Genomic DNA, 24,887 nt, shown 5'->3' with positions numbered 1-24,887 from the left:
TTAGATACTGAAATCTGAAGTGAGTCGTCGATTAACTTTTGTGGTTGAAGCGGCCCAGTTTCTTCAACACACCTTCTAAAAAATCAATTTCTAATGCCTGCTCACCGATTTTTGCATGTAACTTTTTAAGATCAATGGGGGGTTCTGATGGAGCTTTTGATTGATCGAAAGCTTGCGAGGAAGCTGAGATCAATTGATTTTTCCAGTCAATAATTTGGTTTTGATGAACATCAAATTCAGCACTCAATTCAGCAAGTGTTTTTTCTGCTTTAATCGCAGCAAGTGCTACCTTAGCTTTAAAATCATTTGAATGATTTCTTCTTGGTCTACGTGCCATAAAATACTCCATATATTGATGTTTATAACATCATTTGAGGAGCAGAATATCACTTATAGGAGTTGTTCAAATTTACGGATCCATCTCTAAATTGAGCTTTAATGTGATTTTATTCACATAAATATTAAAAATATAATGCTGCTTTTGATTGTAAATAAATGTAAATATATTTCTTGTTAAACTGTATTAAAACATATTTTATGAAATTTAAATTTATTATAAGTGTATGATAAAGAAAGTTTTTAAACTTTCTTTATCAATTATTATTTAATTAATGTGCAAGTAATTGACTGTAAGAATAATACATGAATAGTAAAATGACCAATGCAATGACTGGGGAAAGTAGATAGGACCAGGCTGGAACATCTGGCTGTTCAACCTCAATTTCTTCAGTGTGATGGATGCTAGGTTGTGCCTGATGAACCATTTGATTGAACTCCTGCATGGTGGTTTCCAGTGAAATATCTTGCTGCTCAACAGGTTTGGAGCCTTTCAGTTCGGTGAGCTGGTTAGTTGACCAAACCCAGTCTTCTGCCTGTCCAGACAAGTGCTCGATTTGTCCAAGCAAAAGCTCTGTGAGTCCTGTTTGTCCAAAGCTTCCTGTCTGGTCAAGTTGATTGAGTTCAGTAAACTGTAGACTCAATACCTCTGAGATACTGGGCTCTAGCTCGGCTGGGCTAAGTGCAGATTTATTATGTTTGGAGGTAGTGAGGTGTCGGGCAATTTCCTGAATATAAAGCGGGTCGGCAGCCTTGATTTCATGATAAAGTTTTTTTGGGTCTTGTCTCCAAATGCTAATCAGTTGTCCTAGTGTCAGCACATTGACTTCATGAATATAAAATTGCTTTTCTTTGGGAGAATACTGGCTAAAAAGCTGTGGTTTTTGAAGCTTAATTTGTTCGGAAAAGTATTGAACTAAGTCGAATGCCATCGTCTATTTCCTCGTTTAATCTAAAATTCTAAGAGAAGGTTTCTTTTTACTTGGTTCTGCTTCTTTTTTTGTTTCACTCGCCTGGGCAACATGTGTATCTTCAATGTCCGCATATTCAGCTGGGTCGAAAAATAAACCCTGTCCATTTTCTTTGGCGTAAATTCCCAGCATCGCCCGAACAGGCACATAAATTTCTTTTGCTACTCCACCAAAACGTGCCGAGAACGTAATGGCTTCGTTACTCATGTGCAGAGCATGGATTGCATGTGGGGCAAGGTTCAGAACAATTTGTCCATCTTTTACGAACTGTACTGGAACATCGGTATGAGGTTGTGTGGCATCAACCAATAAGTAGGGGGTCAACTGGTTGTCACAAATCCATTCATAAATGGCGCGGGCAAGATAGGGACGTGTTGGGGTAATGGTTATTTGCTCAGACATAATTAAAAAACTTATTAAATCGTAGAAATGAAGTCATTGTAGCTGTTTTTTTCTTGGGCTGTCATTGATTTAATAAAAGATGATCGGCTAAAGATGCGCTGGCAATACAGGAAAATTGGACGGCAGTGTTGTGGAGGAAGTTCTATCCCCATGCTTTTTAAACGCAGGAAAATGGGTGCAAGCATACAATCCAGAATAGAGAAATTTTCAGACATGAAAAATGGAAAATGTTGAAATAATGGGGTCAGCGAGATCAGGGTATCTCTCAATTCTTTCTGTGCCTTTTGTTTTTGTGTGGGATTGAGTGTGTCTGCGTGACGGAGCATGTGGTCAGCCAGTTGAAACCAGTCCTGTTCAAAACGCCAGATATATTGGCGCTGCTCAGCCCGCGCCATTGGTGCATCGGCATAGAGCTTATTCTGGCGATAACGGTCATCAAGATATTCTGCAATCACGTTTGCCGAGAAGAGTTTTAGATTTTGCTCAATGAGCATTGGCAACTGGTTGTATGGATTCAGGTCGGCTAAGTCTTCATCTTCATGGTCGGTAATGATGAGCTGATACTTGATCTGTTTTTCAGCAAGTAAAAAACGAATCCAGTGTGAACGGAAATCATCTGCATGACTATAAAGCGTAATACCTTGAACAGGCGTATTTTCAACCGATGACATATCACAAAGCTAGAGATATAAACGGATTAGCATACTAAAAAAATGCTGGAAAAGCATCTTTGTGACACTAAAGTGCCCAGAAATAAAAAACCTCGGAAAAATCCGAGGTTTTTTGTCCAACTCAATAAATGATTAACGTTTAGAGAATTGAGGACGTTTACGTGCTTTACGTAAACCAAGTTTCTTACGTTCAACTTCACGAGCATCACGAGTAACGAAACCAGCTTGACGAAGAGCAGGTTTTAAAGTTTCGTCAGCAGCGATCAACGCACGGGTAATACCGTGACGGATTGCGCCAGCTTGACCACCGATACCACCACCCTTAACAGTGATGTAAAGGTCATATTTTTCAGTTGCTTCCAAAAGCTCTAAAGGCTGACGCACAACCATACGAGCAGTTTCACGACCGAAATATTGCTCTAAAGTACGATTGTTGATTACGAGTTTGCCTGTACCAGCAGATAAGAAAACACGTGCAGTTGCGGTCTTACGGCGACCTGTACCATAATTAGTAGCCATGTGCTGTATCCCTTAGATGTCCAAAACTTGTGGCTGTTGAGCAGTATGAGGATGCTCGCTACCAGCGTACACTTTCATCTTCTTGATCATCGCGTAACCAAGAGGACCTTTTGGCAACATACCTTTTACAGCACGTTGGAAGATTTCTTCTGGTTTGTGTGCAACTAATTTTTCAAAATTAGTTTCACGAATACCCCCAGGGAAACCAGTGTGGCGATAGTATTTCTTATCAAGTGATTTGTTACCAGTCACCTGAACTTGCTCAGCATTGATTACGACGATGTAATCGCCAGTGTCAACGTGAGGGGTATAAGAAGTTTTGTGTTTACCGCGTAAACGACGGGCGATTTCAGTCGCAAGACGACCTAAAGTTTTGCCAGAAGCATCAACAACGTACCAGTCGTGTTGAACTTCAGCTGGCTTAGCGCTGAGAGTTTTCATTAACCACTACCTATTATAGTTGGTTTGGGCAAGGAATCACCCAAACAAAAGGAGACCGAATTCTATATGAATTTGAAAAAGTGTACAAGAACAATTCGATCGGGATGCCATATTTTGCTGTAAAGTGACTGATTTTGTAACTATGGCGTCATGAATTTCAGACTACATTATTTCCCTTGTGACAGTATGGGATTTACCCTATCATTTTTATATCAATTAATTGAAATAAATAGAAGTATCTAGCTCTCTTGGGAACCTTTCATGAAACTGTCGTTTGCCACAAAAATTGCTGTAGTCAGCCTGCTAATTGGCGTTTGCTCTACACAAGCAAACGCACGGCGACTATATAAGTGGGTGGACCAGAGCAGTGTGACCAATTATTCTGAATTTAAACCTAAAGAGGGGACAGAACGCAAGCTGGAAGTTTTGGAAAGCCGTGGTAATGATCATGTTGATCCAGCCATGGCGGTAACCGCAGAAATGAAACCGATTGAGATTCCTGTGGATATGGTCAATCCAGCCAGTTCACCTGTGGCAACCAATCCCAATTCGCAAACGATTTATAAACAGGGAGTCATTGCTGAGCCATATACCCGTCCAGCAAGTGCTGTGGTGCCAACCCAGCCAATCATTGAGAAAAAAGAACCTGTCACCACACAACATCAGTTAATTAACCCTGAAAAACAGGGAACGACTGCAATTGCAGAAAGAGCAGCGAGTACAGTTGTGGCAACTGTAGAAAAAGCGAAAAAGGAAGAGCCAGTTGTGGCGGCTGTACAACCAGAGAAAAAAGTACAAATCAAGGTCAATCCGTGGACACGTACGGTGGAGGCTGTTCCATCAAATTTGGTGCCTGAAAACCTACCTAGAACATTAAGTGGTAATCCTGAGAAGTAATCGCCATACTGAGTGTGATAAAGCTTGGAAACTCGGATGATTATGCTTCCTTTATATGTCACATCAGGTGAACCTGCGGGGATTGGTCCTGATATCTGTCTAAGTTTGGCTGGGCGAGTGGATGAGCGTCCAGTTGTTGTGCTGGCAGATATGCAGATGCTGCAACAGCGTGCGGAGCAATTGGACAACCACGTTGAACTGGTCGCATATCAGGGGCAGCAACAGCCAAGCCTGTCAGGACAGCTTTTTGTGGAGCATATCCCTTTAGTTGAACCTGTTGAACTAGGACAATTAAATCCCGCCAATGCGGCTTATGTGATTGAGCAGTTACGACGTTCAGCCGAGTATGCGATGTCTGGACGTAGCGTGGGTGTTGCAACGGCACCTGTGCAGAAATCCGTGATCAATGATGCTGGGATTGGTTTTAGTGGCCATACGGAATACTATCAGGAATTTGCAGGTGTTGACCGTGTGGTGATGATGCTGGCCACCAAAACATTAAGGGTTGCTTTGGTCACAACACATTTACCCTTGCGTGATGTACCTAATGCGATTACCAAACAACGCCTGCATCAGGTGATTGACATCCTGATTCATGATTTAAAAACAAAATTTAAAATAGCCAAACCACGAATTTTGGTCTGTGGTCTCAATCCCCATGCAGGTGAGGATGGCTATCTGGGACGCGAAGAAATAGAGATCATTAATCCTGTGCTGGAAACCTATCGCCAGCAGGGGATTCACATCAGTTTAAGTTTGCCCGCCGATACATTATTTACGCCTGATCACCTCAAAGAAACAGATGCGGTGTTAGCCATGTATCACGATCAGGGCTTACCTGTGTTAAAATCACAGGGCTTTGGTGAGGCGGTAAACATTACATTAGGCCTGCCATTTATTCGAACTTCGGTCGATCATGGTACGGCACTTTCTCTTGCAGGCACTGGACAGGCAAAATCGTCGAGTTTGCATGTTGCGGTTGATTTAGCACTTGATTTAGCCCATCAGTGAGTGATGGATAAATTATTCACGTTGGAATTATTATGTATCAAATTAATGCCCTAAACCCTAAAGATGAAGGGCATCAGGCTCGAAAACGTTTTGGTCAGAACTTTTTGCATGACCAGCGTGTGATTGCCAAAATTGTACGCTCAGTGAATCCACGTGCGGGCGATAATATTGTCGAAATCGGCCCAGGTTTGGCTGCACTGACATCGCCCCTGATTGGTGAGTGCGATGCGCTTACAGTGGTTGAACTGGACCGTGATCTGGCAGCAGGTTTGCCTGCTCGCGTGCCACATCCTGAACGTTTGATCATTGTTGAGGCAGATGCCTTAAAATATGATTTCACCCAGTTGTTTCAGGCAGGCCGTCCACTACGTGTCGTAGGAAATCTGCCCTATAACATTTCAACCCCACTCTTGTTCCATCTGTTAGAGTTTGGTGACAAAGTCAAAGACATGCATTTCATGTTGCAGAAAGAAGTGGTTGATCGTATTACCGCTGTGCCAAATACCAAAGAGTACGGGCGGTTATCGGTGATGATTCAGTATTTCTGTAAACCAACCTTTTTGTTTGAAGTACCACCAGGTTCATTCAATCCACCACCGAAAGTGACTTCTGCGGTATTTCGTTTGGAACCTTATGAAACTAAGCCAATTATCGCCAAAAATGAAAAAGCTTTGGCGCGTTTGGTTGGCCATGTGTTTACCCAGCGCCGTAAAACCTTGCGTAACAGCTTAAAAGGCATGTTGGTTGAAGAGGGTTTTGAGAAAGCAGGTGTGGACCCTATGGCACGTCCAGAAACCTTGAGTCTGGCTGATTTTGTGGCCTTGTCTGATCAAATGGTGCCTTAAAATGTCCAATCGCTATAATTATGTCATTGGTGATGTGCAGGGCTGCTTTGAAGCCCTGAAAGCGTTATTGAAAGAAATTCGCTTTGATCCAGATCAGGACTTTTTATGGTTTGCAGGTGATTTGGTTGCGCGTGGTGAAAACTCGGTGGGTGCCTTGCGCTTTGTTAAAAAGCTGGCTGACCGAGGCGCTGCTGCAACCGTTTTAGGCAACCATGATTTAACCCTGATCGCCTGCGCGCGTGGCTTGAAGAAAATCAAAGACAAAGACCGTACACAAGAGATTATTGACGCAATTGATGGTGATGAACTGATTGATTGGCTGCGTAAACAGCCTTTAAGTCTATGTCCGAATGATCACACCTTGATTACCCATGCGGGTGTGCCTTGTATTTGGTCGGCAGAACAAACTGTGCAGTTGGCAAGTGAAGTGCAACAGGTGGTTGGGCATGACGATCTTACGGTATTGGATGCTTTCCTTGCAGAAATGTATGGTGAGCAACCTGATCTTTGGTCAGATGATTTGAATGGGCAGGCTCGCTTGCGTTGTATTACCAATTATTTAACCCGTATGCGCTTAACCAATGCGGAGGGTAGGCTGGAGTTTGAGTTTAAGGATGCACTGGATGCACCGATGCCAACAGGCTTTCAGCCGTGGTTTGAGTTTGAGAGTCAGGCGGCCAAAACCCACCAATTAATTTTTGGACATTGGGCGGCGTTGCAGGGTAAAACCATTAGCTCTCAAATTCAAAATGTTGATGGTGGCTGTGTCTGGGGGCAGCAACTGGTTGCCTTGCGTTTAGAGGATCAACAGTTGTTTAAGGTGGATAATCCGTTGGCTTAGTAAAACTCTGAATTATTTTTTATTGCTCCGCTTGATGTTTAAGTGCAGCATTTTTGTTTTTTAAAGCTGTCAATAAACTGTCATACACTGATCATTAAAGTGTCAAAAAATATTTATAAGCTAAACGTATGAAAATAACGACACAAATGGATGGCGATATGCAGAGTACATACGCGACATCTCTATTAAAGCAAGATCAGTTTCCTGAAAATTTTAAATTCTATTTTAAAAGGAAGCAGCAAAAAGATCAGTCTTATGAACGATCCGAACTGCGGGATTTGGTTCGTCCACGTCTTAGAATCGCAATTGTAACTGAAACATGGCCACCAGAAATCAATGGTGTGGCTTTATCCATGATGCAGTTATGTCAGGGCTTGCAACGTCTTGGGCATAAAATCCTGTTGGTTCGTCCAGTTCAGAAAGAAACCTGTGCGGAATTTCATCCTGAACAGGAGTGTCTGGTGCTGTCCCAACCGATTCCAAAATATCCAAGCCTGCAATTTGGCTGGCCGCAATATCTAAAGGTCACCAAAGCTTTTGAAAAGTTTTCACCTGATGTGGTGCATATTGTGACTGAAGGGCCTTTAGGACTCACTGCATTACAGGCAGCCAAAGCAAAGAAGATTGCGGTGTCTAGTGGCTTTCATTCGCCTTTTCAGGATTTTAGCCGCTTCTTTGACCTAGCCTTTCTGGTTAAGCCCATCCAGCGTTACTTAACCTGGTTTCATAACAGTACCGATGTGACCTGTGTACCGAGCCAGTATACCGAACAGGCACTGCGTGGTTTTGGCGTGACTTGTCCATTGGTTGTGGTTGGCCGTGGTGTCGATACGGTACGGTTCTCCCCCAAACATCGTTCCCAGCGACTGCGCCAACAATGGTGTGTCGATGCTGATACCCGTGTGATGCTGTATGTCGGGCGCTTATCACCCGAAAAAGAAGTTGATGTGCTGATTAAAAGCTTCCATGCCTTGCAGGTCCAGCAGGGTGTCAATATCAAGTTTGTGATTGTGGGTGATGGGCCTGACCGTATCCGACTCAGCAAGATGACCACATCCAAAGACGTAATCTTTATGGGAAGTCTTGGTGGGCATGAGTTGGCAACAGCCTACGCAAGCGCAGATGTTTTTACCTTTGCCAGTCAGGCGGATACCTTTGGTAACGTGGTGCTGGAGGCAATCGCCAGTGGTTTGCCCGTGATTGCCTATGACTACGTCTGTGCACACCAGCACGTCAAACACAATATCACAGGATGGTTGAGTCCTTTGGGTCATACAACCGACTTGATCCAGTCCATTTGCCGTTTACCCGCGCTTCCTCAATTGCGGCAAATGGGTTTGCTGGCCAGTGAAAGCGTACAGCACAGCAGTTGGCAGTTTCCTGTACAGCAACTTGAACAAGCACTTTATCAGGTGCTGAAGGAGTCTCCCATGACCTCTACCTAAACTATTCTCAACAAGAGGAGAAAAAGTATGAAATTTCAAAATGCAAAAATAAAAATGCTCGATCTCGATTTAAAAGGCTGCGTATATCTCAATCATCTCTCCCAGACGCAAGCAGTTGCCCTGTTTTTTAAAACCATCAGTCGTTTGGGAGATGGACCTTTTTGGTATGTGATGCTGCTGTCCGTATGGATCATGCAGGGGTTGGCATACGGTCTACAAATTCTGTACCTGATTGTGGCAGGTTCAGCAGGCACCTTAATTTATAAATTCCTCAAACACAAAACCACACGTCCAAGACCTTACCAGGTCCATCAAGTCATTGTTTTAGGTGAACGGCCACTGGACCATTTTAGCTTTCCATCAGGCCATACCCTGCATGCGGTGATGGTTACGATGACCTTGGGCTATATTCAACCCATCTTATTATTGTTGATGTTGCCATTTACGATTCTGGTTGCATTGTCACGAATGATTCTTGGGCTACATTATCCAAGTGATGTGATTGTGGGGGCGATCATTGGGGCATCGGTTGCAAGTACAATCATCGTGCTGGCACCGAGCTTTAATATTCTTTTATAAATATAACAGTAAATTTTGGGTGAATTTACCGAAACAGCACTATCCCTTAAATCTGCTGATTTGTTAAAGTAGGCTAAATCACATTCATTACACTCAGGTTGTCACATGGGCTTACGTTGGACAGATACGATTGATATTGCGATTGAACTCACCGAAGCGCATCCAGATGTTGATCCACAATGGATTCGTTTTACCGATTTACACGCATGGGTCTGTGCCTTGCCTGACTTTAGTGATGACCCAAACAAGTCAACAGAGGGCTTGCTGGAAGCCATCCAAATGGCATGGCTGGATGAGGTTCGATAAAAATTCATCAGAAATTAGCGAACTTTTACAGATTCAAGCTGATTATTGGTGCTGACATCGGTATAATGCGGCAAATTTTTTTAATGTTTAGACCTAGATTAGGGAGCCAATCATGGCAATTGAACGTACTTTATCAATCGTAAAACCAGATGCAGTTGCAAAAAACCACATCGGTGACATTTTTGCCCGTTTTGAAAAAAATGGCTTAAAAATTGTTGCAACTAAAATGAAACACCTTTCTCAAGCGGATGCTGAAGGTTTCTACGCTGAGCACAAAGAACGTGGTTTCTTTGCTGACCTCGTTGCATTCATGACTTCTGGTCCAGTGGTTGTTTCAGTTCTTGAAGGCGAAAACGCAGTTCTTGCTCACCGTGAAATCTTGGGTGCTACAAATCCTAAAGAAGCGGCTGCTGGCACAATCCGTGCTGACTTTGCTGTAAGCATCGACGAAAACGCGGCTCACGGTTCTGATTCAGTTGCTTCTGCTGAGCGTGAAATCGCTTACTTCTTTGCTGACAACGAGATCTGCCCACGCACTCGTTAATCCAAAGCATTCAGGCCAGATAAGTGGTATACTGCTTATCTGGTTTTTTATTTTCTTATAGATCGGTTTGTGTAAATAATGCACAGCCTTTTCTAGCGTTGACATCTTTTAGGTAAATTCACATGAGTTCTGTAGCCGTAGTTTCATCAGAAAATCTGTATGAAAAACAACAGTCCTGCGCTACGCCTGTGGTTCAAGCTACTGCTGCAAAAGTGAACCTATTGGGCATGTCTCGTCCTGAACTGGAAAAATTCTTTGAAGACCTGGGCGAAAAGAAGTTTCGTGCTGGTCAGGTAATGAAATGGATTCACCAGTATTTCGTGACTGATTTTGCTGAGATGAGCAATATCTCAGGCAAGCTGCGTGAAAAACTGGAAAAGATTTGTGAGATCAAGGCACCTGAAGTGGTGCACCGCAACTATTCCAAAGACGGTACACGTAAGTGGGTGTTCCGTGTTGGCGATGGCGAGGGTTCCCTGGTTGAAACCGTGCTGATTCCTGCTGAAGATAAAACAGGTGCACGCAAGACCCTGTGTATTTCTTCGCAAGTTGGTTGTGCGCTGGATTGCTCATTCTGCTCTACAGGCAAGCAAGGTTTCCAGCGTGATTTAACCCCTGCGGAAATTATCGGTCAGCTCTGGATGGCAAACTATTCCTATATGGAAGATGTGCCTGTTGCTGAGCGTGAACGTACTGTAACCAATGTTGTGATGATGGGCATGGGTGAGCCATTGCTCAACTATGATGCTGTCCTGAGCTCCATGCAGTTGATGCTGGATGACTTTGCCTATGGCATGTCCAAGCGCCGAGTGACGCTGTCAACATCAGGTGTGGTTCCGAAAATTGACCAGTTGGCGCAGGATATAGATGTGGCACTGGCGATTTCACTGCATGCACCAAATGACGAGTTGCGTAATGAACTGGTGCCAATTAATAAAAAATACCCATTACAACAACTGATTGCTGCATGTCAGCGTTATCTGGCAAAAGATGGCAACGAAAGTGCTCGCCGTCATGTCACCATTGAGTATGTGATGCTGGATGGGGTCAATGACCAGCCTGAACATGCACAGCAGTTATTAAAACTATTGAAAAACCTGCCAAGTAAAATCAATCTGATTCCATTTAATCCATTCCCGCATGCGCCTTATGGGCGTTCAAGCCGAAACCGTATTATTGCATTCCAAAAAACTTTGTCTGATGCAGGTTTTGTGTGTACGATTCGTCAGACACGTGGCGATGATATTGATGCTGCCTGTGGTCAATTGGTGGGACAGGTGGCTGACCGTACCCGTCGTGCCGAACAGTGGAAAAAGAAAGTGGCGCAGCAACAAGAAATTTTGCGCACACAAGGATAATACTTGAGGGTAAAGTGTTGAATACAACTCGACCAAAAACGATTATAGCAAGTGCTATTGTATTTACTGTCTTGGGCCTGGGTGCCTGCCAATCAAACACACTGAAAAAAGACCCTGAAAAAGGGGTGCAGGTGCGTACACAGCTCGCCGCAGAATATATTCGTACAGGTGACTTGGATTCAGCCAAACGCTCCCTTGATCAGGCGTTGAAAGTCGATTCCCGTGATGCAAAAGCCAACATGATGATGGGCATATTGCTGCAACAAGAGGGCAGTAAACCCAATATGGAGAAAGCGGACGCCTATTTCAAGCGTGCGATTTCCTCTGAGCCGAATAATGCACAGGCCCGTAATAATTACGGTACATATTTGTACCAGCTGCAACGTTATAATGATGCCATTGAGCAATTTACCCGTGCGGGTGCAACCCTGGGCTATGAGCAGCGTTATCAGTCGCTGGAAAATCTGGGGTGGATCTATTTAAAACTGGGCGATGTTGCGAATGCTGAAAAATCATTCAAACAGGCGCTACACGCGAATCGAAATGCCACCATCTCCATGTTAGAGTTGGCGGAAATTTTCTATTTGCAGCAGAATAATAGAGATGCATCACAGCTTTATGAACAATATGTTCGTAATGTGGGGCAGAAGAATCAGGGTGCCCGTGCACTCTGGATTGGTATACGCATTGCTCGAGCCAATGCGGATCAGTTGGGAATGCAGGTGCTGGTCAACCAGATGCGCGCCTTGTTTCCTGATAGTCCAGAATATCAACGTTATTTGCAATTACAGTACAGTACTGAGGCCGTATGGAAATAAATCCAAATTCACATCAGCCAACTGGCTCAAACTCACTTTCGTCATCGTTGGGAAATATTCAACGACCTGGTGAGTATTTGCGTCAAATTCGTATTGCACAAAAGAAAGAACTTGAAGAGATTGCAAACGTGTTGAACATGCCTGTCAAAACCCTGACAGCATTGGAGCAAGATGACTATAAATCCTTGCCTGAAGCCACATTCATCAAAGGCTATTACCGTGCCTATGCAAAACTGCTCAATGCAGATGCCAGTGCCATCATCCAGCGTTTTGATGAAATCTATGCCAATGACACAGGTCTCAAGGCCAATCATGCCCTGAGCAACTCGCCAATCAAGACTATGGGCAAGCTTTCTGGTTCGAAAAGTGTGCGCAACCGTAAATGGTTGAATCGTATTGCTATTTTAGCTACTGTTTTAGTCTTAGGTTGGTTGGCAGTGATGGCTGTACAAAATTGGACATCTAGCCAGAAAGATGAGGCGGATGTGCCTAAAATCACCAACTCGGATGTTGAGATTCTTCCAATGGGGAATAGTGTTGCAACAACGGGTGACCAGCTTGTATTGAATTTTAGCCGACCAACCTCTGTGCATATTGTTGATGCAACAGGTAAAGTGCTGGCTACAGGTCGTCAAGCATCTACATTAACTTTGAGTGGTGAATCACCATTCCAAATTCGTTTAGATGATGCAACCGCTGTATCCTTGACCTTAAATCAGGAACAGATTTCCTTGTCTCCATATACTGTCAATGGAAAAGCAGATTTCCGTTTGTCTCGTTAACGCCAAAGAGTAGAGCTATACGATGATTGTGAACCCCATTAAACGCCGTTTGACTCGAAAAATTCGGGTAGGTTCGGTGTATGTCGGTGGTGATGCCCCGATTAGTGTTCAAAGCATGACCAATACCGAAACCTGTGATGTCGATGCAACGGTTGCGCAAATTCAGCGCTGTGCCGATGCAGGTGCCGACATCATGCGTGTTTCTGTGCCTTCAATGGAAGCGGCGGAGGCGTTTGGTGCCATCCGTAAGCGTGTTTCTGTACCATTGGTGGCAGACATTCACTTTGATCATCGTATTGCCTTGGCTGTTGCCGATTATGGTGCAGACTGTCTACGGATCAATCCAGGAAACATTGGTTCAGACCAAAAAGTCCGTGAAGTCGTGGCTGCGGCCAAACATCATGGCATCTCAATCCGTATTGGGGTGAATGCGGGATCACTGGAAAAAGACCTACAGGTCAAATATGGTGAGCCGACAGGACAGGCCCTGCTTGAGTCTGCCATGCGTCATATCGACATTCTTGATCGTTTAGACTTTCATGAGTTTAAAGTCAGTGTTAAGGCATCGAATGTATTTTTAACCATGGATGCTTATCGATTATTGTCTCAACAGATTGATAATCCACTGCATTTAGGTGTAACCGAAGCAGGGATTTATCGTACAGGCACGGTGAAATCAGCAATCGCGCTTGGCGGATTATTGATGGAAGGCATTGGCGACACCATGCGTATCTCATTGGCGGCTGAACCTGAAGATGAAATTAAAATCGGTTTTGATATTTTAAAATCGTTAGGTCTACGTTCCAATGGAATCAACTTTATCGCCTGTCCAAGCTGTTCGCGTCAGGAATTCAATGTGATTCAGGTGATGCAGGCGCTGGAAGAGCGTCTGGAAGACATTCGTACCCCAATGGATGTTTCTGTGATTGGCTGCAAGGTCAATGGACCTGGGGAAGCCAAAGAGGCAGATATCGGGATTGTCGGTGCATCACCTCGTTCGCTGGTCTACCGTAATGGCGAAAAGAGTCATTTGATTGACACCAATCAGTTGGTTGATGAAATTGAAACAATGGTTCGTCAACGTGTTCAAGAGCTTGAAGAAGCAAAATCTAAAGAAATTATTCGTAGTTCATCATGAGTTCAATTGTCGCGATCAAGGGTTTTAATGACATCCTTCCAACGCAAACTGCGGCTTGGAGAAGTCTGGAACAACAATTAGCATCTTTAATGGATGCCTATGGCTATCAACAAATCAGGTTGCCGATTGTAGAGCAGACAGGTTTATTTAAACGTGCCATCGGTGATGCAACAGATATTGTTGAAAAGGAAATGTATACCTTTTTCGACAAAGGTAATCCGCCAGAATCACTGACTTTGCGTCCAGAAGGCACGGCGGGTTGTGTACGTGCCATGCTGGAACATAACCTGCTACGAGGCGCTGCGCCGCGAGTTTGGTATGTGGGTCCAATGTTTCGTTATGAAAAACCACAAAAGGGCCGTTATCGCCAGTTCCACCAGTTTGGTGTGGAAACCTTTGGTGTGGCAACACCTGATATTGATGCTGAAATCATTTTAATGACTGCACGTTTATGGAAACGTATGGGTGTGGCAGCGAGTGTACGTCTTGAGCTGAATACTTTGGGTGAAACCGATGAGCGTGCAGAATATCGTGCAGCTTTAGTTGAATTTTTAAACCAGCATAAAGAGGCATTGGACGAAGATTCGCAACGTCGTTTAACCACTAATCCATTGCGTATCCTTGATTCTAAAAGTGAATCCACCCAAAAGATTCTGGAAAATGCACCCAAGTTGCATGACTTCCTAAAAGAAGATTCAATCCAGCATTTTCAGCAATTGCAGCAATATTTAACTGATGCTGGGGTTGAGTTCGTGATTAACCAGAAACTGGTTCGTGGTCTGGACTACTACAACAAGACTGTTTTTGAATGGACCACCAGCATGTTGGGTTCACAGGGGACGGTTTGTGCGGGTGGCCGTTACGATGGTCTAGTTGGGCAGCTAAAAGGCAAGGTAGATCAGTCTGTGCCAGCAGTCGGTTTTGCTATGGGGATGGAACGCCTGTTGTTGTTGCTTGAGCAGGTCGAGCAGGCGAAAGAAGTGCGTGACTGTGAAGTGTTTCTGGTAGCCGAACCAGCTTATCAGGCAAAAGCTTTGGTGTTGGCAGAGCAAATCCGTGACCAGTTGGAAGCTGCGAATAGCAATATTCGCCTAAAAACTGGTTCTCAGGGCAGCATGAAAAGCCAGATGAAAAAGGCAGACCAGTCAGGTGCGGTCTATGCCGTAATTCTGGGTGAGCGTGAATGGGAATCACAACAGCTTTTGGTGAAAGAGCTTGCCACGGCTGAACAGTCACAGGTCAGCCTGACTGAGCTGACTCCATTTTTTGTCGAAAAATTTAAACAATAAATTGCACAATATTTAGGAAAAGGACAATCACATGAGTTTAAGTGATGAAGAACAACTCGACCAGATAAAGTCGTTTGCCAAAAAATATGGTTCTGCCATGATTAGCGGAATTCTCATTGCCCTGATTGCCTTTTTCGGATGGGAATACTGGCAAAAGAAAAACTTGGCTGAAGCCCAGAATCAAACCGCCAAGGTGCAAAAGCTGATGGATGAGGCGAAAGCGGTATCAGGTCAGCCAAATGCCTTGGCAACAGTCTCTGAAGCGGCAGACAAAATTGTCAAGGATGATGCGGATTCTGTGCAGGCGATTCAAACTCAATTTATCCTGGCGAAACTTGCTTATGATAAACAAGACTACGCTGCAGCTGAAAAAGCATTAAAGAAAGTTGAAAACTCGAAAGTCAAAGATGCGGGTTTGGTGCAGATTGTAAAAATACGTTTAGCGGATTCACAATTAGCACAAAAGAAATATGACGATGCTTTGAAAACCTTATCAACCGTGACTGAACCAGCGTTTAAAGCAACCGCAGATGAGTTGCGTGGCGATATCTATGTTGCGAAAAAAGACAATGCATCCGCGCGTAAGGCGTATCAAAGTGCCTGGGATAACCTGCTTGAGCGTAAACAGGAGCGTCAGCTTTTACAAATTAAACTCGAAAGTGTTGGCGTTTTAGTAGATGATCCTGAAATTGAGCGCCCGATCTTAGATACCAAAGTGGATGAGTCTTAATGCAGAATAAACTAAAACTACCTTTGGCCATTGCAGTTGCTTCAGCTTTATTGCTTGGATGTTCAAGTAATAAGGTTAAAGAGGCCAAACCAAATCCATTGCCGAAAATTCAGCAACAACAAGGCTTGAACCTTGTGTTTTCGCAAAGTGTTTCATCTACAAATGCGGCTGAGGCTTTACGCCTACAGTTGGATACCGACAATGGCATGATTTTTGCGATTGATCCTGATGGTCAGGTTTCTGCCTATAAGGGCAAGGAACAACTCTGGAAAAGCAAGATTACCAAACAGGAACTCACTGCTGGTGTAGAAGCAGCTGAGGGAATTGTTGTGGTGGGCAACCGTAAGGGACAGTTGTTTGCTTTAGATCAGGCTACTGGTAGCCAAAAATGGTCTGCCAAATTATCTGGTGCGATTTTGTCTCCTTCTCTCATTCAATCGGGACGAGTTATTACGATTGCAAATGACGGTACTGTATTTGCGCATGATGCTGTTACTGGACAGCAAGTGTGGGCCTATAAATTGCCAAACGTCCAGTTTAGCCTACGTGGTCAGCCTGCACCTGTACGTTTGGATGACCGTACTATTTTGGTCGCATCAGCGAATGCCTATGTATATGCATTGGATGTCATTAGTGGTGTGCCGCGTTTCCAGCGCCGTGTTGCGATCAGTGAAGGACGTTCAGACATCCAGCGCCTGATTGACATTGTAGGCGATCCTGTAGTTGCGGGGCAGTATCTGGTCACCACCAGTTTTCAAGGACAGGTTACAGTCACCGATCTGACCACACAGCGTGTGGTGTGGAGTGAAGATGCCAGTAGTACCAACCGCCCAGAAGTATCGGGTGATAAGGTATTTGTTTCTACGGTGGATGGTAAGCTGAATGCCTATAGCCTGAGCACAGGTCAGTTGGCTTGGCAAAATGAGGAGTTGCTGAACCGTCAGCTCAGTAACCCTGTCATGTTGGGGCAGAGCCTTGTGGTGGGTGATATGGATGGTGTGATCCATCTGCTTGATCCTGCTTCGGGTAAACTGGTTGGGCGTGCCAAAACCAGTGGTGAAGTGCAGTCACTACGCGTGATTGATAACCAGCTTTATGTTGCTACGCGGAAAGGTGCATTAAGCATTTGGCAGAATCGTTAATTTTAGCTCTGCTTGTGCTAAAATAATCAATTAGCGATTGCTAAACAGAACATTGATCGGGGTATTTGATTATCAAAGCCCCGAATTTTTATTGTGATTACTTGATCACCAAAATCTTCCATACTGTTTCTGATACGATGTCATCAAGATGGCTCGTCTGAATTAAGGTTAGTTTATGAAACCCGTTATTGCGCTCATTGGTCGTCCAAACGTCGGAAAATCAACGCTATTTAACCAAATCACCAAAAGTCGTGATGCTTTGGTTGCTGACTTCGCTGGTTTAACCCGTGACCGCAAATACGGTGATGCGGTTTATCAGAACAAATCGTTCATTGTGGTCGATACAGGTGGTATCGGTGAGAATGAGGGGGGTATCGACACCTATATGGCGGAGCAGTCAAAAACTGCCATCCATGAAGCCGATATCATTATTTTTGTTGTGGATGCCCGCGCTGGCTTATTGGCTTCAGATGAGCAAATTGCGCGTGAGTTGCGTACCCTTGGCAAGAAAGTCTACCTCGTTGCCAACAAGGTCGATGGTGTACATGCGGAAGCAGCCTTGGTGGAGTTTTATAAGCTCGGTATGGGTGAACCGATACAGGTTGCAGCCAGTCATGGTCGTGGTGTGCAGCAAATGCTGGAAGAGGTGCTGGCGGAAGTCCCAGAAGATGAAAATCCAGAAGAACACAATAAAAACACGGGCTTGCGTTTAGCAATCATTGGCCGTCCCAATGTGGGGAAATCAACGCTGGTTAACCGTTTACTCGGTGAAGAGCGTGTGGTGGCTTTTGACCAGCCTGGAACAACACGTGACTCGATTTATATTCCATTTGAGCGTGATGGCCGCCAATATACCCTGATTGATACCGCAGGTGTGCGTCGTAAAGGTAAGGTCGATGAAATGATTGAGAAGTTCTCAATCGTTAAGACCCTTCAGGCCATGAAAGATGCCAATGTGGTGGTTGTGGTGGTTGATGCCCGTGAGGGGATTGTAGAGCAAGACCTGCATCTAATTGGTTATGCGCTTGAAGCGGGTCGTGCCATGGTCATTGCCATCAACAAGTGGGACAACATGAGCGAGTATGACCGTAAGCAATGCAAGCTTGATGTTGAACGCCGTTTTGACTTTATTCCCTGGGCAAAAATCCACTTGATTTCTGCATTGCATGGAACTGGGGTGGGAGAATTATATCCATCTATTCACCGTGCTTATGAATCGTCAAACTTAAAAGTTTCACCAGCAAAACTGACCCAGATTTTAAATGATGCCACCGAGGCGCATCAACCGCCATCCATTGGTGGTCGCCGTATTAAAATGCGTTATGCGCATATGGGCGGACAAAATCCACCAACCATCGTGATTCATGGCAACAAGGTCGATAAAACCCCTGCGGATTACCGTCGTTATTTAGAGAACGTGTTCCGTAAAGTGTATAAGCTTGAGGGTACACCTGTAAAAATTGACTTTAAGACCTCAGAAAACCCATTTGAAGGGCGTAAGTCTCAAGTGGATGAGCGTGTTGCCGCACGTAAACGTCGTTATATCCAGAAATTTAAAAAGGCGGAAAAGAAATTCAAGCGTTAAGTTTTTTCTTGATGTCAAAAGCCCAAAGCAGACTTTGGGCTTTTTTATTGCAATGAGGGCTGTTATGGCGCGTGTCATCCAGATTTATGTTCAGGCATTGGCTCAACTGCTTGAAAAGAAGAAAACAGATTTTGCTGATTTAAGCCGCTTTAATCATTATAAAAAACAGCAGATTCAAGCTCAGCGTAATCACTTTCTCGCTCATCAGCTGGATTGCTCAATAGCAGATTTGGCTTTTGCTCAGCATGAACATGGCAAACCTTTTTTAACGTCTCATTCGCTACATTTTAACCATTCACATAGTCAGCAATATTATGCTTTGGCCATGAGTGAACGTGTTAAAGACATTGGGGTCGATGTTGAGGAATTGGATCGTCATGTTCGCTTTGATGCTTTGGCTCAGCATGCATTTCATCCCGAAGAATATCAAACATGGCAAGAAAGTCAGGATAAAGAATATTGGTTTAGGGTCTGGACGACCAAGGAAGCAATTTTAAAGGCATCGGGTTTGGGGATTCGTTTGGACCTGAATAGTTTAAATACCCAGATTCATCCAACCAGTCATGGAGGAATGTGTTCCCATCCACTACTGGGGACTTTTGCCTATCAGAATTTTATCTTAAATCAGAAGATTGTGTTGACAGTGGCATGGCGGGCAGAGCAATCCTGTCGTGGTTTTCAGTTTCCACAGATTGAGGTGGTTCAGCTATAAAAAATGCCAGCGATCATGCTGGCATTTTATTTGAATCAAGAGAAGTAGAAAGTTTAAGGAATCTCTTCTTCTTCAAACTCAGGTTTAACCTGGACAATAAAGTCCTGACGATTCAGGCCACGCCATAAAGCGAAAGCTGTACCGATATAAATGGATGAGTAAGTACCCACAAATACACCGATAAACATCGCCACAGAGAACCAGTGCAGACCATCACCACCCAGGAACATCATGGCAAGCACTACGAGTAACAGGGTCATCGAGGTGTGGATCGTACGGCGTAAGGTTTCAGTAAGGGCAATATCCACGATTTCACGTGGGGTTGCACCACGAATCTTACGGAAGTTCTCACGGATACGATCCGATACAACGATATTATCATTGAGCGAGAAACCAATAACTGCAAGTACTGCTGCTAGAACTGTTAAATCGAATGGCCATTGGAACAGCGCAAATGCACCAAAAATGATCACAATATCATGGAATAGCGACAGCACAGCGCCAATTGCCAGTTTGATCTCGAAGCGAATGGTTACATAGATCAGCATCAGCAGGAGCGCAAGTGCAACCGCACCCGCAGAACGTACATAAAGTTCATTACCCACTGCACCGCCGACAGAATCCACCTTATGCACTTCTGCGGCATTGTTTGGCAATTGAACCGCTTTGGTGATGGTGTTGTTCAGGTCTTCAACATTAAGGTCTTCCTGAACAGGCATACGCACGATCAGGTCAGTGTTACTGCCCAGAGTTTGTACCACGGCATCCTTGAATCCAGCACGATCCAGTGCCTGAACTACCTGAGCAGGCTGAACCGCCTGTTTATAGTTCAATTCAGCCGATATACCACCAGTGAAGTCCAGACCGAGGTTCAGGCCTTTGGTGACAATAAAGAAGATGCTGGCAATAGTCAGCAAAATCGAGAAGATTGCGGCAGGTTTGGCAATCTTCATGAATGGAATGATTTTTAGATTATCTGGACGACCGTATTGTTTTGAGTCTTGTTGAGTCAGATCAGTCATGTGAATCTCCTTAAATACTCAACTTTTTCAAATTACGGCGTTTGCCATAAATGAGCTGTACGATGGCACGAGTCACGGTAATCGCAGTAAACATTGAGCAGATGATACCGATCATCAAGGTCACAGCGAAGCCCTTGATTGGACCTGTACCAATTGCAAACAGAATAAATGCCACGATAAAAGTGGTTAGGTTCGAGTCAAAAATGGTGTTGTAGGCTCGATCATAACCCGCGACAATGGCTTGCTTGGGCGATGCACCCCACAGCATCTCTTCCCGTATCCGTTCACAGATCAGGACGTTGGCATCGACCGCCATACCAATGGTGATCACGATACCTGCAATACCTGGCAGGGTGAGGGAAGCGCCAATCCATGACATTACAGTAAGAATCATGGCAAGGTTGAACACCAATGCAAAGTTGGCAATCAAACCGAATAAACGGAAGAACACGATCATCCAGATCGCAACCAACAGGAAGCCGATTTGGGTAGATAACACGCCCTTATCAATATTTTCCTGACCCAGGCTAGGACCGACTACACGCTCTTCCACGAAGTACATTGGTGCAGCCAAGGCACCTGCACGAAGCATCAACGCCAGTTCAGCCGCTTCCTGTGGAGAGTCAAGCCCTGTGATACGGAACTGTGAACCCAACACGGCCTGAATGGTTGCGGCATTGATCACCACAGACTCGGTATATGGAGTACGAACTTCAGTTTGGGTCCCTGTTTGAGGATCAGTGACATAGCTGATTTTTTGCTTATTTTCAATAAACAGCACTGCCATTCGTTTACCCACAGCACCACGGGTGGCATCTGCCATGAGCTTGCCACCAGCGGAGTCCAGAGTAATGTTGACTTCTGCACCACCTGAATCCTGACTAAAGCCAGAGGTTGCGTTCTGGACGCGTTCACCGGTCAAAATACGGTTACGATTTAACAGAAGCTGTCGGCCACTATCCAGTGATTCATAGGCAAATACTTCCGTGCCTGGAGGAAGCGGCTGACCATTATATTTTCCTGTATATGGGTCAATATATTGATCATTACTATCAGCAACCAAGCGGAACTCAAGGTTTGCGGTACGTCCAAGAACACGTTTTGCCTCGGCAGTATCCTGTACGCCTGGCAATTCAACCACAATACGGTTGTTACCCTGTGTCTGTACCAGTGCTTCAGCCACACCCAACTCGTTAATACGGTTGCGTAGGGTGGTCAGGTTCTGATTCACTGCATAAGACTGGATTTCCTGACGGCGTGCATCAGTGTAATTCAGTTTTAAGGTGGCGCCTGTAGCCGTTGCAACCGCCTGCTGGGTAAACTCATTACTATTACGGCGCAGGAAATCTGCCGCGGCATCACGATCTGCGTTGTTAGCAAATTGGATGGTAATGGTGTTATTGCTTAAATTAAGGTTGTTAAACTTGATTTTGTTGTCACGAAATTGACGACGCAGATCAGTTGCAGATGTTTCCATACGCTGACTAATTGCTTTATCCATGTCGACTTCAAGCAGGAAATGTACACCACCACGCAAGTCCAAACCAAGTTTCATCGGTTTGGCCCCAATCTTTTGCAACCATTCTGGTGTGGTTGGTGCAAGGTTGAGGGCAACCACGTAGTCATCACCCAAATCACGGCGCAGCACTTCCTTGGCCTTTAACTGGGCCTCTGAGGAGTCTAAACGTAATAATGCCGCGTTGTTGGTGAAGCTGTTGTCGTGACTGCTAATGTTGGCAGCTTTTAAAATCTGCTCAGCTTTTTGCACTATGCTCTGATCAATCTGGGTACCTGCCTTTGCCCCAGAAATCTGGACAGCAGGTTCATCTGGATACAGACTAGGAAGTGCATATAACGTACTGATCACAAGTACCACAAGGATCAGTAAATATTTCCATGCAGGGTAACGCATTCGCTTTCTTCTTAAATGAAAAAGTCGTGCTGAGGCACGACGATCTTATGATTAAAGGTTGTTTAAAGTGCCTTCAGGCAATACTGAAATGACACTGGCACGCTGGATTTTGACCTCTACGCCACGAGAAAGCTCAACAACGGCAAAGTCACCATCAAGTTTGGTGATTCTCCCCATCAAACCACCAGCAAACACGATTTCACTGCCAACACCTAGGCTTTCAATCAAAGAACGATGTTCTTTGGCACGTTTCGCCTGTGGTCTCCAGATCAGGAAATAGAAGATCGCGATAAATACCGCAATCATCAATAAGTTTGCCATCAGGCTAGGACCTTGCTGAGCCGCTGGTGCAGCGTGAGCAGTAGAAATTAAAAAGCTCATTTCGATTTCCTAAAGTTAAAAAGCCAAAAAATTAACAATAAATTCCAATTCGTTTTGCAATGTACCCTGTCTTGCGGTCAGGCGCAAATCTTGATGCACTTACTTCACATTAGTCTTCAGGGCAGGGTGGAACTTCCAGTCCACGACGCGCATAAAAGTCCTGAACATAGTCATCAAATGTGCCGTTATCCAGTGCATCACGCATGCCCTGTGTCAGGCGCTGGTAGTAACGCAGGTTATGGATGGTGCCAAGCATGGAGGCCAGCATCTCACCACATTTCTCTAAATGATATAAATAGGCACGGGTGAAATTTTTACAAGTGTAGCAGTCACAATGTGGATCTAAAGGTCCTTTATCATGACGATATTTACTGTTACGGATTCTGACCAGACCATCAGTGACAAAATAATGGCCATTACGGGCATTACGAGTTGGCATCACGCAGTCGAACATATCGACACCACGGCGAACGGCTTCAACGATGTCTTCTGGTTTACCAACACCCATCAAATAACGTGGTTTATCCTGTGGCATTTTGTTGGGTAAATAATCCAGTACCTTGATCATTTCCTCTTTCGGTTCACCCACCGACAGGCCGCCAATTGCATAGCCATCAAAGCCAACCTCTAACAGGCCGTTGAGTGACTCATCACGCAGGTCTTCGTACATGCCACCCTGAATAATGCCGAATAAGGCATTTTTATTGTTGAGTTCATCATGATGGTGGGTTTTACAACGTTTTGCCCAACGCAAAGACAGTTGCAGAGATTTTTGCGCTTCTTCATGGGTTGCAGGGTAGGGTGTACACTCATCAAAGATCATCACGATGTCTGAATTGAGTACACTTTGAATCTCCATTGAAATTTCAGGAGACAGGAACACTTTCGAACCGTCGATAGGCGAGCGGAAAGTCACGCCCTCTTCCTTGATTTTACGCATTGCACCGAGGCTAAACACCTGAAAGCCACCTGAGTCGGTCAAAATTGGTTTATCCCATTTGATAAACTGATGTAGACCGCCATGCTCCTTAATCACTTCCAAGCCAGGACGTAAATATAAATGGAAAGTATTTCCCAAAATAATCTGTGCCTGAATTTCTTCAATGTCACGAGGTAACATACCTTTCACTGTACCGTAAGTACCCACGGGCATAAACACAGGTGTTTCAACCACACCATGCTCTAACGTTAATCGACCACGACGGGCGCGCCCCGACTGACCTAATTTTTCAAATTTCATGACACATCCTGAGCAAGATCGAAGCACTGCTTTGAGCGCAGCGCAAGGCGAAAAAACAGTTCGCTGATCAAAAGCGGCTATTTTCCTTGATTATGGCGTGTAGTTCTACTACTAAATGTAGCGAGGGATAAAATAAAAAAGTTTTCTGTATGAAGTGGCTGAATATTGGTTGGTGATGTGTGGAAAAGTCCCCCCTTTGAAAAAGCATAGGTATCTACAATCTGTAACCCCCTCCTAGCCTCCCCCTTGAAAAGGTGGAGAAACACCATTTAAATCAATTCTTTATAGGATTATTGAGAAGTCTCCCCCTGATAAGGGGGAGATCTAGAGGGGGTAAAATTAGAACTTGATGATCCTGCTTTGAAAAAGGGGGACTGAGGGGAATTCTAAAAATTCGGTTTATAGTCAAAATTTTCAGTTGCAAGATTATCCTTAAACGGGCGAATGGTTTTCTTGGATAAGGTTAGGGTATTGATCAGGTTGTTGGGGAACACCTCGATCTGGTTATTAAATAATTCTACGTTACGGTTAAAGATGGTAATGGCAGCACCGACATTTTCATTTTGTTCCTGAATGTCATCCATCATCTTGCTATACAGCGCATCGGCTTTGAGTTCAGGGTAGTTCTCAACCACGACATTGAGGCTACGGATCAGTTCTTTACTCATTTTTTCAATGTGCTGTAACTGGGAAATATCCGTGTCATTCACATTTAAATTGAGAATCTGTTGACGTAGCTCAGTGACTTTTTCCAGTGTCGATTTTTCAAACTGGGTGTATTGGGCCAGCGTTACCTCTAAGGCTTCTAGCGTTTTGACTTTTTGACGTTCAAAATTTGCAACTTCAGACCAAGCGCGTTTGGTGGCATTGAAATAACGGACAATATTGTTGCGGATGGAAACGCCCCATACAATCAGTACCACAAAAATCCCCAAAAAGATCAGTAAACCTGTCATCGCTATTCCTCTTA

General features: G+C 44.5%; 27 protein-coding genes and 1 pseudogene. 17 read left to right on the top strand and 11 right to left on the bottom strand.

Features of this window, described 5'->3' with window-relative positions:
• The 6 genes and pseudogenes from F972_RS15935 to rplM all read right to left on the bottom strand — a co-directional run.
• Positions 1-349 (bottom strand): annotated as a pseudogene (locus tag F972_RS15935) (transposase); the annotation flags it as partial.
• Positions 350-608: 259 nt separating this feature from the next.
• Entirely contained in the window at positions 609-1,268 is a 660-nt protein-coding gene (locus F972_RS11870) for a hypothetical protein (protein WP_004683195.1), read from the bottom strand.
• 15 nt (positions 1,269-1,283) lie between these two features.
• Positions 1,284-1,709 (bottom strand): ClpXP protease specificity-enhancing factor, encoded by a 426-nt coding sequence (locus tag F972_RS11865; protein WP_004675483.1) that lies wholly within the window; start codon positions 1,707-1,709, stop codon positions 1,284-1,286.
• Positions 1,710-1,723: 14 nt separating this feature from the next.
• Entirely contained in the window at positions 1,724-2,380 is a 657-nt protein-coding gene (locus F972_RS11860) for a glutathione S-transferase N-terminal domain-containing protein (RefSeq protein ID WP_004675484.1), read from the bottom strand.
• A gap of 132 nt (positions 2,381-2,512) precedes the next feature.
• Entirely contained in the window at positions 2,513-2,899 is a 387-nt protein-coding gene (rpsI, locus tag F972_RS11855; RefSeq protein ID WP_004675485.1) for a 30S ribosomal protein S9, read from the bottom strand.
• 12 nt (positions 2,900-2,911) lie between these two features.
• On the bottom strand, positions 2,912-3,340 hold the full coding sequence (rplM, locus tag F972_RS11850) for a 50S ribosomal protein L13 (protein WP_004675486.1): 429 nt from the start codon (positions 3,338-3,340) through the stop codon (positions 2,912-2,914).
• A gap of 261 nt (positions 3,341-3,601) precedes the next feature.
• Here rplM and F972_RS11845 point away from each other — a divergent pair, with 261 nt between their 5' ends.
• From F972_RS11845 to F972_RS11765, 17 genes are all read left to right on the top strand, one after another.
• Positions 3,602-4,237: a hypothetical protein gene (locus tag F972_RS11845; RefSeq protein ID WP_004757147.1), complete on the top strand. Its 636-nt coding sequence runs from the start codon at positions 3,602-3,604 to the stop codon at positions 4,235-4,237.
• A 42-nt stretch (positions 4,238-4,279) separates the two neighbouring features.
• A complete protein-coding gene (gene pdxA, locus F972_RS11840; RefSeq protein WP_034423055.1) occupies positions 4,280-5,248 on the top strand; it encodes a 4-hydroxythreonine-4-phosphate dehydrogenase PdxA in 969 nt (322 codons plus the stop codon).
• A 32-nt stretch (positions 5,249-5,280) separates the two neighbouring features.
• Positions 5,281-6,093, top strand: coding sequence for a 16S rRNA (adenine(1518)-N(6)/adenine(1519)-N(6))-dimethyltransferase RsmA (gene rsmA, locus F972_RS11835; RefSeq protein WP_004683190.1), 813 nt, complete (start codon positions 5,281-5,283; stop codon positions 6,091-6,093).
• 1 nt (position 6,094) lies between these two features.
• Entirely contained in the window at positions 6,095-6,934 is an 840-nt protein-coding gene (locus F972_RS11830; RefSeq protein ID WP_004757151.1) for a symmetrical bis(5'-nucleosyl)-tetraphosphatase, read from the top strand.
• Positions 6,935-7,092: 158 nt separating this feature from the next.
• The gene (locus F972_RS11825; RefSeq protein WP_004683187.1) at positions 7,093-8,379 is read left to right on the top strand and encodes a glycosyltransferase family 4 protein; all 1,287 of its coding nucleotides are present in this window, start codon (positions 7,093-7,095) and stop codon (positions 8,377-8,379) included.
• Between the two features lie 27 nt (positions 8,380-8,406).
• Positions 8,407-8,958, top strand: coding sequence for a phosphatase PAP2 family protein (locus tag F972_RS11820; RefSeq protein ID WP_004675495.1), 552 nt, complete (start codon positions 8,407-8,409; stop codon positions 8,956-8,958).
• Between the two features lie 105 nt (positions 8,959-9,063).
• On the top strand, positions 9,064-9,264 hold the full coding sequence (gene iscX, locus F972_RS11815; RefSeq protein WP_004652532.1) for a Fe-S cluster assembly protein IscX: 201 nt from the start codon (positions 9,064-9,066) through the stop codon (positions 9,262-9,264).
• A 112-nt stretch (positions 9,265-9,376) separates the two neighbouring features.
• Positions 9,377-9,808 carry a nucleoside-diphosphate kinase gene (gene ndk / locus F972_RS11810; protein ID WP_004683185.1) on the top strand — a complete coding sequence of 144 codons (432 nt, stop codon included), beginning with the start codon at positions 9,377-9,379 and terminating at the stop codon, positions 9,806-9,808.
• A gap of 122 nt (positions 9,809-9,930) precedes the next feature.
• Positions 9,931-11,166: a dual-specificity RNA methyltransferase RlmN gene (gene rlmN / locus F972_RS11805; protein WP_004683183.1), complete on the top strand. Its 1,236-nt coding sequence runs from the start codon at positions 9,931-9,933 to the stop codon at positions 11,164-11,166.
• A gap of 17 nt (positions 11,167-11,183) precedes the next feature.
• Positions 11,184-11,984, top strand: a complete 801-nt coding sequence (gene pilW / locus F972_RS11800; RefSeq protein ID WP_034428277.1) for a type IV pilus biogenesis/stability protein PilW — start codon at positions 11,184-11,186, stop codon at positions 11,982-11,984.
• Complete coding sequence (locus F972_RS11795; RefSeq protein WP_004769846.1) at positions 11,975-12,766, top strand: helix-turn-helix domain-containing protein; 792 nt, start codon at positions 11,975-11,977, stop codon at positions 12,764-12,766. The genes pilW and F972_RS11795 overlap by 10 nt, the downstream gene beginning before the upstream one ends.
• A gap of 22 nt (positions 12,767-12,788) precedes the next feature.
• On the top strand, positions 12,789-13,904 hold the full coding sequence (gene ispG, locus F972_RS11790; RefSeq protein ID WP_004675502.1) for a flavodoxin-dependent (E)-4-hydroxy-3-methylbut-2-enyl-diphosphate synthase: 1,116 nt from the start codon (positions 12,789-12,791) through the stop codon (positions 13,902-13,904).
• Entirely contained in the window at positions 13,901-15,193 is a 1,293-nt protein-coding gene (hisS, locus tag F972_RS11785) for a histidine--tRNA ligase (protein ID WP_004757155.1), read from the top strand. Before ispG ends, hisS begins: the two co-directional genes overlap by 4 nt.
• Positions 15,194-15,224: 31 nt before the next feature.
• The gene (locus F972_RS11780) at positions 15,225-15,923 is read left to right on the top strand and encodes a YfgM family protein (RefSeq protein WP_004757156.1); all 699 of its coding nucleotides are present in this window, start codon (positions 15,225-15,227) and stop codon (positions 15,921-15,923) included.
• Positions 15,923-17,065: an outer membrane protein assembly factor BamB gene (gene bamB / locus F972_RS11775; RefSeq protein ID WP_004757158.1), complete on the top strand. Its 1,143-nt coding sequence runs from the start codon at positions 15,923-15,925 to the stop codon at positions 17,063-17,065. Before F972_RS11780 ends, bamB begins: the two co-directional genes overlap by 1 nt.
• A 175-nt stretch (positions 17,066-17,240) precedes the next feature.
• Positions 17,241-18,650 (top strand): ribosome biogenesis GTPase Der, encoded by a 1,410-nt coding sequence (der, locus tag F972_RS11770; RefSeq protein ID WP_004757160.1) that lies wholly within the window; start codon positions 17,241-17,243, stop codon positions 18,648-18,650.
• Between the two features lie 64 nt (positions 18,651-18,714).
• The gene (locus tag F972_RS11765; protein WP_004757163.1) at positions 18,715-19,362 is read left to right on the top strand and encodes a 4'-phosphopantetheinyl transferase family protein; all 648 of its coding nucleotides are present in this window, start codon (positions 18,715-18,717) and stop codon (positions 19,360-19,362) included.
• Between the two features lie 53 nt (positions 19,363-19,415).
• Here F972_RS11765 and secF read toward each other — a convergent pair whose 3' ends face one another.
• The 5 genes from secF to F972_RS11740 all read right to left on the bottom strand — a co-directional run bounded on the left by secF (position 19,416) and on the right by F972_RS11740 (position 24,873).
• The gene (secF, locus tag F972_RS11760) at positions 19,416-20,384 is read right to left on the bottom strand and encodes a protein translocase subunit SecF (protein WP_004683171.1); all 969 of its coding nucleotides are present in this window, start codon (positions 20,382-20,384) and stop codon (positions 19,416-19,418) included.
• Positions 20,385-20,394: 10 nt separating this feature from the next.
• Complete coding sequence (gene secD / locus F972_RS11755; protein WP_004683170.1) at positions 20,395-22,296, bottom strand: protein translocase subunit SecD; 1,902 nt, start codon at positions 22,294-22,296, stop codon at positions 20,395-20,397.
• 51 nt (positions 22,297-22,347) lie between these two features.
• Entirely contained in the window at positions 22,348-22,677 is a 330-nt protein-coding gene (gene yajC / locus F972_RS11750; RefSeq protein ID WP_004675516.1) for a preprotein translocase subunit YajC, read from the bottom strand.
• A gap of 109 nt (positions 22,678-22,786) precedes the next feature.
• On the bottom strand, positions 22,787-23,917 hold the full coding sequence (gene tgt, locus F972_RS11745; protein WP_004757168.1) for a tRNA guanosine(34) transglycosylase Tgt: 1,131 nt from the start codon (positions 23,915-23,917) through the stop codon (positions 22,787-22,789).
• Between the two features lie 386 nt (positions 23,918-24,303).
• Positions 24,304-24,873, bottom strand: a complete 570-nt coding sequence (locus F972_RS11740) for a LemA family protein (RefSeq protein ID WP_004769843.1) — start codon at positions 24,871-24,873, stop codon at positions 24,304-24,306.
• Positions 24,874-24,887 lie beyond the last annotated feature (14 nt).

The sequence above is a fragment of the Acinetobacter sp. CIP 102529 genome, from assembly GCF_000368325.1.
GTDB lineage: Bacteria > Pseudomonadota > Gammaproteobacteria > Pseudomonadales > Moraxellaceae > Acinetobacter > Acinetobacter parvus.
Note: the sequence above shows the minus strand (reverse complement) of the source record. Positions and strands in the feature narration are given on the sequence as shown.

Coding starts and splice junctions, on each gene's coding strand:
- F972_RS11870 (WP_004683195.1), bottom strand. CDS start 1,268: ATGGCATTCGACTTAGTTCAATACTTTTCCGAACAAATTAAGCTTCAA.
- F972_RS11865 (WP_004675483.1), bottom strand. CDS start 1,709: ATGTCTGAGCAAATAACCATTACCCCAACACGTCCCTATCTTGCCCGC.
- F972_RS11860 (WP_004675484.1), bottom strand. CDS start 2,380: ATGTCATCGGTTGAAAATACGCCTGTTCAAGGTATTACGCTTTATAGT.
- rpsI (WP_004675485.1), bottom strand. CDS start 2,899: ATGGCTACTAATTATGGTACAGGTCGCCGTAAGACCGCAACTGCACGT.
- rplM (WP_004675486.1), bottom strand. CDS start 3,340: ATGAAAACTCTCAGCGCTAAGCCAGCTGAAGTTCAACACGACTGGTAC.
- F972_RS11845 (WP_004757147.1), top strand. CDS start 3,602: ATGAAACTGTCGTTTGCCACAAAAATTGCTGTAGTCAGCCTGCTAATT.
- pdxA (WP_034423055.1), top strand. CDS start 4,280: ATGCTTCCTTTATATGTCACATCAGGTGAACCTGCGGGGATTGGTCCT.
- rsmA (WP_004683190.1), top strand. CDS start 5,281: ATGTATCAAATTAATGCCCTAAACCCTAAAGATGAAGGGCATCAGGCT.
- F972_RS11830 (WP_004757151.1), top strand. CDS start 6,095: ATGTCCAATCGCTATAATTATGTCATTGGTGATGTGCAGGGCTGCTTT.
- F972_RS11825 (WP_004683187.1), top strand. CDS start 7,093: ATGCAGAGTACATACGCGACATCTCTATTAAAGCAAGATCAGTTTCCT.
- F972_RS11820 (WP_004675495.1), top strand. CDS start 8,407: ATGAAATTTCAAAATGCAAAAATAAAAATGCTCGATCTCGATTTAAAA.
- iscX (WP_004652532.1), top strand. CDS start 9,064: ATGGGCTTACGTTGGACAGATACGATTGATATTGCGATTGAACTCACC.
- ndk (WP_004683185.1), top strand. CDS start 9,377: ATGGCAATTGAACGTACTTTATCAATCGTAAAACCAGATGCAGTTGCA.
- rlmN (WP_004683183.1), top strand. CDS start 9,931: ATGAGTTCTGTAGCCGTAGTTTCATCAGAAAATCTGTATGAAAAACAA.
- F972_RS11795 (WP_004769846.1), top strand. CDS start 11,975: ATGGAAATAAATCCAAATTCACATCAGCCAACTGGCTCAAACTCACTT.
- ispG (WP_004675502.1), top strand. CDS start 12,789: ATGATTGTGAACCCCATTAAACGCCGTTTGACTCGAAAAATTCGGGTA.
- hisS (WP_004757155.1), top strand. CDS start 13,901: ATGAGTTCAATTGTCGCGATCAAGGGTTTTAATGACATCCTTCCAACG.
- F972_RS11780 (WP_004757156.1), top strand. CDS start 15,225: ATGAGTTTAAGTGATGAAGAACAACTCGACCAGATAAAGTCGTTTGCC.
- bamB (WP_004757158.1), top strand. CDS start 15,923: ATGCAGAATAAACTAAAACTACCTTTGGCCATTGCAGTTGCTTCAGCT.
- der (WP_004757160.1), top strand. CDS start 17,241: ATGAAACCCGTTATTGCGCTCATTGGTCGTCCAAACGTCGGAAAATCA.
- F972_RS11765 (WP_004757163.1), top strand. CDS start 18,715: ATGGCGCGTGTCATCCAGATTTATGTTCAGGCATTGGCTCAACTGCTT.
- secF (WP_004683171.1), bottom strand. CDS start 20,384: ATGACTGATCTGACTCAACAAGACTCAAAACAATACGGTCGTCCAGAT.
- secD (WP_004683170.1), bottom strand. CDS start 22,296: ATGCGTTACCCTGCATGGAAATATTTACTGATCCTTGTGGTACTTGTG.
- yajC (WP_004675516.1), bottom strand. CDS start 22,677: ATGAGCTTTTTAATTTCTACTGCTCACGCTGCACCAGCGGCTCAGCAA.
- tgt (WP_004757168.1), bottom strand. CDS start 23,917: ATGAAATTTGAAAAATTAGGTCAGTCGGGGCGCGCCCGTCGTGGTCGA.
- F972_RS11740 (WP_004769843.1), bottom strand. CDS start 24,873: ATGACAGGTTTACTGATCTTTTTGGGGATTTTTGTGGTACTGATTGTA.